Source organism: Streptomyces sp. NPDC058741 (assembly GCF_042746715.1).
Classification (GTDB): Bacteria; Actinomycetota; Actinomycetes; order Streptomycetales; family Streptomycetaceae; genus Streptomyces.
The window spans coordinates 24944-31981 of sequence record NZ_JBHYQH010000058.1; the positions used below are offsets into that span (position 1 = coordinate 24944).

A 7038-nucleotide genomic window follows, 5' to 3' on the forward strand; every position below is an offset into this window, starting at 1 on the left:
CGGCCGCCCGGACCGGCCCGCCCCCCCACACCCGCGCCCCGGGGCCCCTTTGGTGGTCCCCGCCCACACCCACGGGGGGGGCCCCCGCCTCGCGGGGGCCCGGAGCTGCGGTGGACACCGGCGGCGTGCGGCGGCCGCGCGGGTCCGGGGCGCGGTGCGGGGGTTCAGAAGGAGAGGTGGTCCGGGGTGATGCGGCGCTCCCGGACGCGCAGTTCGCCGCCGTCGACGACCAGGACGTCCTCCACCGCCGCGCTGGGGCCGAGGGTCGCGACCGGATGCCACGGGCGGATCTCCGTCACCAGCGTGCAGTAGCTCGCGCGCACGGAACCGTCGGGGAGCTCCGCCACACGCAGCGCGTCCTGCCAGTGGCGGCGACGCACCGGCCCGGTGCCGAGACGCCGCTCGTGCGCGGTCCTGAGCCACGCGGCGACGGCGGCACGGCCCCGGGCCGGACGCGTGGACTGCGCGGACGTGAGCACGGCGTCCTCGGTGAACGTCGCCGCGAACTCCCGCACGCACGACTCGTCCAGCAGGGCCGTCTGGTGGGCGTAGAACTGCTGGACCCGCGCGTACGTCAGGGCCGCCGGGCCGGCCGCGAGCGGTGCGTCCCCGGCCGTGGCGGTGCGGGTCCCGGTGGCGTGGCTCGTCATCGTCACTCCCCGTCCCAGGCCAGGTCGTCCCGGGTCACGACCCGGTGGCGGGTGCGCCAGTTGCCGCGCACGCGCACCAGCAGGTCCTCCATCACGCACACCCGCAGCAACCTGGAGGGGCCGTTGAACGGTGCCGCGTACACCAGCGCGTAGCAGCGGGTGTGCAGCTCGTCGCTGCGGCCCGGCCGGAGGTCGAGCATGCCGATCCAGTGCCGCAGCCGATCGCCGCCGCGCTCCTGCCGGGCCCGGTTGCGCCGCACGTTCGCGGCCAGCTCGGCCCGGCCGCGCAACGGGGCGTCCAGGGTGGGCACGTCGAAGACGGCGTCCTCGGTGAACGTCGCCGCCCAGCGGTCGGCGTCGTGGGCGTCGAACAGCTGCATCTGGCGCGCGTGGAACTGCTGCACCTGCGCGTAGAGCTCGCCGAACTCCGCCTCCGGCAGCAGACGTTCGGGGCGGATGAGCGTCTCGGTGGTCATGGGTGCGGTCTCCGTTCCGTCGGATACCGACACTGTCCGTCCTCCGGATCGAGCATTCTTCGAACCTTCCTCAAGCGATCCGGCAGAACGTGGGAGGCGTCCGGGAACGCCCAGCGGTGCCCCCACCGCCCGCCGAGATCCGGAGGACCACCAGCCGTGCCGAACTTCACCCACCCAGCCCTGACGGTGGACGGTCTGCTGCGCTCGGCGGCCGCCCGCGACCCCGGGGGCATCGCCGTGCGCACCGCGGACACCGCGCTGACCTTCCGCGAACTGGACGCACGGGCCGACCGGATCGCCGCGTTCGTACGACGTGAGACCGGCCGCGGGCCGGGCGCACGCGTCGGGGTCGCCTGCGCCCTTGACCCGGTGTTCGCCGCCGCCTGCCACGGTGTGGCCCGGGCCGGGGCGACCGTCGTCCTGATCAACCCGCTGATCGGCGAGGACGGGCTCCGGCATGTCGTCACCGAGTCGGCGGCCGAACTGGTGCTGGCGCCGTCCGCCACCGCGGGGCGGCTGGCGAAGCTGCGCGGCGTGCTGCCCCGGCCCCTCACCGTGGTGGTGACCGACGCCCCCGACGGCGTGGTCCCGGCCGGGTGCCTGCCGCTGGACGCCGTGCTGGAGTCCGGTGCACCGGTCGCCGAGGACAGCGGTGCCGACCTGGACGCGGTGGCCTGCGTGCAGTTCACCACCGGCACCACCGGCCGCCCCAAGGGCGTGCTGCTCACCCACCGCAACCTGGTGGCCAACGCCCGGCAGACCGCGCTCGCCCACGGCCTGGGCCCCGCGTCCGTGACGCTGAACCACCTGCCGCTGTACCACGTGATGCACCTCAACTCCGCTCTGGACGCGGGCGCCTGCCAGGTGCTGTGCCAGGACCCCGACCCGGTGGTGTCGCTGGCGGTGGCCGCGGGCTGCGGGGTCACCCACTACTACGGGCTGCCCGCGCGGCTGCACCGCCTCGCCGCCGACGCACGTCTGCCCCGCCTGCCGCACGCGGCCCGCGGCGGGGAACGGCTCACCGCCGTCCTCTCCGGCGGCTCGGCGCTGATGCCCTCGGCGGCCCGCACCCTGCGCGACGCCCTCGGCGTACCCGTCGTCCAGGGCTACGGCATGGCCGAACTGTCCCCGCTCACCCACTTCCAGCGGCTGTCCGGTCGCCACCGCCCCGGCGCCGTCGGCACTCCCGTGCCGGGCACCGACTGCCGGCTGGTCGACCTCGCCACCCGCCGCCCCGTCGGTGTCCGGTGCACCGGCGAGATCCAGGTCAAGGGCCCCCAGCTGATGGCCGGTTACCTCGGCGAACGGCCCGGCGCCCGCCTCGACGCGGACGGCTGGTTCTCCACCGGTGACCTCGGCCACGTCGACGACGACGGTGTGCTGTGGCTGGTCGACCGGGTCGACGACGTCTTCAAGTACGACAACGAGTTCGTCTCCCCCGGCCGGATCGAACGCATCCTCGCGACGGACCCGCGCGTCGCCGACTGCGTGGTCGCGGGCCTGCCGGACGGCGAGCACGGCGGCGTGGTGTGGGCGGGTGTCGTCCTCGCCCCGGACCTGGCCGCCCAGGAACCCGGCACGGTGGCGCAGACCCTGGAGTCGGTCGCCGCTCGCGCCAACGAACATCTCGCCGGCTTCGAACGCGTCCGCGTCACCGAGGCCCTCGACGCCGTACCGCGCACCCCCACCGGCAAGCCCGCCCGCCGCCTGGTCCGGGACCGGCTCACGGCAGGCGGCCCGGCCCCGGCATCCGTCCCCTCGCCCCACCCCCACCGTCAGGAGCAGACCATGGTGACCTTCGTCAACAAGCTGACCGTGCACGGCGACGTCGACGCCTTCCTCGCCGTGAAGGAAAGGCTGACCTCGTACCTGTCGGCCCAGCCCGGCTACGTCAGCCACCAGAACCTGCGCCACGCCGGACAGCCGAACGTGTTCCTCGAGCTGGCCGTGTGGCAGGACGCCGCCGCCCACGGCAAGGCCGTGCGCAGCGAGGAGTTCCAGTCCCTCGTCAAGGGCCTCGGCCCGCTGGCCACCCCCGAGCCGGGCCTGTACGAGACGGTCGAGGCGAGCGCGTGATGTCCCGTCCCGGCAGGCCCCAGGCCGTCGTCGTGGGCGCGGGCCCGGTCGGTCTGACCGCCGCCCACGAACTCGCCCGGCGCGGTGTCGCCGTGCGTCTGGTGGACGCCGCCGGGGAGCCGGCGAGCACCAGCCGGGCCGTGGCCGTACACCCGCGCACGCTGGAGACGTTCGCGCAGATGGGCGTCATCGACGAGCTGCTGCCGCGGGGCCGTGCGAACCGGGCCTTCACCATGTACGCCGGCGGACGCCGTCCGGTGCGGCTGGAGGCGGACTACTCGTCGATGCCGACGTCCTACCCGTACTCGCTGATCGCCGGGCAGAAGGACACCGAGGCGGTGCTGCGGCTCGCGGTGGCCCGGCTCGGCGTGCGGATCGAGTGGGGGACCCGGCTGACCTCGTTCGAGCAGGACGAGGAGCGGGTGCTGCTGCGGCTGGAGCGCGAGGGCCGCACGGAGGTCGTGGAGACGTCCTGGCTGATCGGCTGCGACGGCGGGCACAGCACCGTGCGCAAGCAGCTCGGCCTGGAGCTGATCGGCGAGTCCAGCGAGCGCTGGATGCTCGCCGACGCGCCCGTGGAGACCGACCTGCCGCCCGACACCATCTACTGGGCGCACACGGGCGGCCAGGCGACGATGATGGTGCCCTACGCCCGCGAGGGCCACTGGCGGCTGCTGGACACCGCACCCGCGCAGGACGCCGCGGACGTCGCACCCGGCGAGGTCGCCCAGCGGCTGGCGGCCAAGCTGTCGGCCGGTCTCGGCCACGGTGTGCGCGTCGGCGAGCCGGAGTGGACCAGTGTGTTCACCTTCCAGCAGCGCATGGTCGAGCGCATGCAGCAGGGCCGGGTCTTCGTCGCCGGGGACGCCGCCCATGTGCACAGTCCCGCCTCCGGGCAGGGCATGAACACCGGCGTGCAGGAGGCGTACAACCTCGCCTGGAAGCTCGCCCAGGTCGAGCAGGGCCACGCCGGACGCGCCCTGCTGGACAGCTACAGCCGCGAGCGGGTGCCGATCGGGAGGCAGCTGCTGGGCTCCACCCGCACCGCCACCTTCCTGGTCCAGCTGAAGAACCTGTTCGCCTCCGCCGCGCTGCCGGTCGTCTTCGCCGTCGTACGCGCCCTGCGCCCGCTGCGCAGGGCCATCCAGCGCAAGGTCCTCGGCGGCATGTCCGGGCTGCGCATCGGCTACCCGGACTCGCCCCTGACGACCCTCGACTCCTACCACTACGTCTCCGGGGTCGGGCCGGTCGTGGTGGCGGGTACCCTGCCCGCGTCGTGCTCCCGCCCCCGCCCAGGCGAGCGGGTGACGGCCGCCCCCGTGCACGATCCGCACGCCCCCGGCTGCCGCGCCCTGCACGGCGAACTGCGCGACCCGCGCTGGACGCTGCTGCTCGCCGCGGGGGGCACCGGCCCCGGTGACGTGCCCGGCGGCGTCGCCGTGACGGCGGCCGTGCAGTACGGCGAGTGGCTGTCCGTCAGGACCGTCGGCGGCACACCCGCCGACGGTCCCGCCCCGCTCGCCGACCCCGGTGCGTCGCTGCGCCGCGCGCTCGGCCTGGGGGCCGGCTGCTGGCTGCTGGTGCGCCCCGACGGCTATGTCGCCGCCCGCGGCGACGTCCTCACCCGGCCCGCCCTGGAGCGGGCGGTGGCCCCGCTGCGCCCGGCGACGCGGCTGGCCGGTGAGGCCCGGCGCGAACCCGGCCTCGTCCTTCCCGCCCCCGTCCCCCGGCCGGAGGAGCGGTGAACGCGACCGCCCGCCATCCCCTCGCCCCGGTCGCGGGCGGCACCGGCGGGACCGGACCGGAAGCGGCCCGCACCCTGGGCCGCGCCGGGCACCGGGTGTTCCCGGGCGTGCGCGCCGAGGACCACGTCCGGCGGACCGTGGGGGACCTGCGCACCGGGGGCCTTGAGGCCCCCGGCCGGACGGCCGGCGTGCGCCCGGCCGCGTCGGTGGCCGGCCTGCGGACCCGCCCCCTCGATCACCGTACGGGCGCTCGTCGTCCGCGGCGGGCCCGGCACTTGCCGGGTCCGGATCTTCTTGACACGACCCCGGTCCACCGCGGACCGGGCCCAGGGAAGCAGAGGTGTTCGTGGTGACGGGCATGCGCGTGAACCGTACGTCGCACTCGACGGAGGTGGCCGCCCCGGCCGGCGTCGTGTACGGGCTGATCTCGGACGCGGTGCGCTGGCCGCTGTTCTTCCCGCCGAACGTGCACGTGGAGCGGCTGGAGTTCGACGGCACGAAGGAACGGCTGCGGATGTGGGCCACGGCGGGCGGCGAGGTCCGCTCATGGATCTCCCAGCGCCTGCAGGACCCGCAGACCCGGCGCGTCGAGTTCCGCCAGTCGCATCCGCAGGCCCCGGTGGAGTCGATGCTGGGCATCTGGCAGATCGAGGAACTTCCGGGCGGGACCACCCTGCTGACGCTGCTGCACGACTTCACGGTGCACGGCGACCGGGCCGAGGACGTCGCCTGGGTGGAGCAGGCCCTCGACACCAACGCCCGTGCGGAGCTGGCCGGCCTGCAGGGTCTCGCGGAACGCTGGACGCGCTTCGACGAACTGGTCCTCTCCTTCGAGGACGCGGTGCACATCGACGCGTCCGAGGAGGCGGTCTACGGCTTCCTGTACCGCGTCGGTGACTGGCCCCGGCTGATTCCGCACGTGTCGCGGCTGGACCTGACGGAGGACACGCCCGGCGTGCAGATGATGAGGATGGACACGCTGACCGCGGACGGATCGTCGCACTCCACCGAGTCGGTGCGCGTGTGCTTTCCGCACGCGGGCCGCATCGTCTACAAGCAGACCGTCACTCCGGCGCTGATGGAGGCGCACACCGGTGAGTGGTCGGTGATGTCGGACGCGACCGGCGTGACGGCGGTGTCGCAGCACAGCGTGCTCCTGCGCGAGGACGCCGTCGAACGCGTCCTGGGTCCCGGCGCCGACCTCGCCCAGGCCCGCCGCCACGTCCGCGAGGCCCTGGGCCGCAACTCCACGGCCACCCTCGAACTGGCCCGCCGCCACGCGGAGTCGGCACCGCGCACGGACTGAGCCCGCCACCGGTGACCGGCCGCGGGGCCGGACACGGGGGCGGTGTCTCGCCCTCAGGACGGCAGTCGCCCGCGGCACCGCGGGCACGACGGCGTCTTCGCCGACGGCGCCGGAAGGTCGAGCGGTGCTGCCCCCCGCCCGCCGCGGGCCTCCCGGTGGGCGCGGTGCGGGTCCGGCAGCGGCCGTTCGGCGTGCGGGAGGTCGCCGTACGGTCCGGTCTCCGGCCTCGCGGGCCGTCCGGAACAGTCCACGGTGTGCCTCTTCTCCTACGGATCGGCGGGTGGGTGGCGGGGAGCGGGTGGCGGGCACCGCGGCCGTCAGCGCCCGGCGCGTACTCGCCGTGTCGCGGCCGCCGCGGCCGCGGGCCGGGACCCGCGTGGTCAGCGCCCGGCGCGTACGAGCGTCGCCGTGTCGCGGCCGCCGCGGTTCGCGGGCCGGGACCTGCGCGGTGGGCAGCCGGGCCACGCGGGCCACGCGGGTGACCGGGTCCTGCCGGCGGTCGCCGGCGACGCGGACCGTGCCGCGGGCCGGCGGGATCACCCGGTCGCGCACGGCGCGCGGCACCGCCGCGAGATCCAGCGCCGAGCCACCCGGCGGCAGCCGCCGCGGGCCGCTTCGGTCACCGCCGGGTCCGTCCGAAGAGGCGACGGGCGTGACGGACGCGGCGACGGAACCCGCGGCACGGCACGACCCGACGCACCGCACCACCCGGCGCACCGCACCGCCTAACCGTGCGCGACGGCGCCGGGCGGCGCCCCGGTCGCGGCCGGCACGGCGCCCGCGGC

5 protein-coding genes are annotated in these 7038 nt (G+C 75.7%); 3 read left to right on the forward strand and 2 right to left on the reverse strand.

Annotation, left to right across the window (positions count from 1 at the left end):
* Window positions 1-164 precede the first annotated feature (164 nt).
* Both ACFW6P_RS29480 and ACFW6P_RS29485 read right to left on the reverse strand, forming a co-directional pair.
* Entirely contained in the window at window positions 165-650 is a 486-nt protein-coding gene (locus tag ACFW6P_RS29480) for a nuclear transport factor 2 family protein (RefSeq protein WP_386359389.1), read from the reverse strand.
* Window positions 651-652: 2 nt separating this feature from the next.
* Window positions 653-1126 carry a nuclear transport factor 2 family protein gene (locus ACFW6P_RS29485; protein WP_386359390.1) on the reverse strand — a complete coding sequence of 158 codons (474 nt, stop codon included), beginning with the start codon at window positions 1124-1126 and terminating at the stop codon, window positions 653-655.
* Window positions 1127-1282: 156 nt separating this feature from the next.
* Here ACFW6P_RS29485 and ACFW6P_RS29490 point away from each other — a divergent pair, with 156 nt between their 5' ends.
* The 3 genes from ACFW6P_RS29490 to ACFW6P_RS29500 all read left to right on the forward strand — a co-directional run bounded on the left by ACFW6P_RS29490 (window position 1283) and on the right by ACFW6P_RS29500 (window position 6253).
* Window positions 1283-3202 carry an AMP-binding protein gene (locus ACFW6P_RS29490; RefSeq protein ID WP_386425413.1) on the forward strand — a complete coding sequence of 640 codons (1920 nt, stop codon included), beginning with the start codon at window positions 1283-1285 and terminating at the stop codon, window positions 3200-3202.
* Window positions 3202-4947 (forward strand): FAD-dependent oxidoreductase, encoded by a 1746-nt coding sequence (locus tag ACFW6P_RS29495; protein ID WP_386425416.1) that lies wholly within the window; start codon window positions 3202-3204, stop codon window positions 4945-4947. Before ACFW6P_RS29490 ends, ACFW6P_RS29495 begins: the two co-directional genes overlap by 1 nt.
* A 358-nt stretch (window positions 4948-5305) precedes the next feature.
* The gene (locus ACFW6P_RS29500; protein WP_386359394.1) at window positions 5306-6253 is read left to right on the forward strand and encodes an aromatase/cyclase; all 948 of its coding nucleotides are present in this window, start codon (window positions 5306-5308) and stop codon (window positions 6251-6253) included.
* Window positions 6254-7038: the final 785 nt, after the last annotated feature.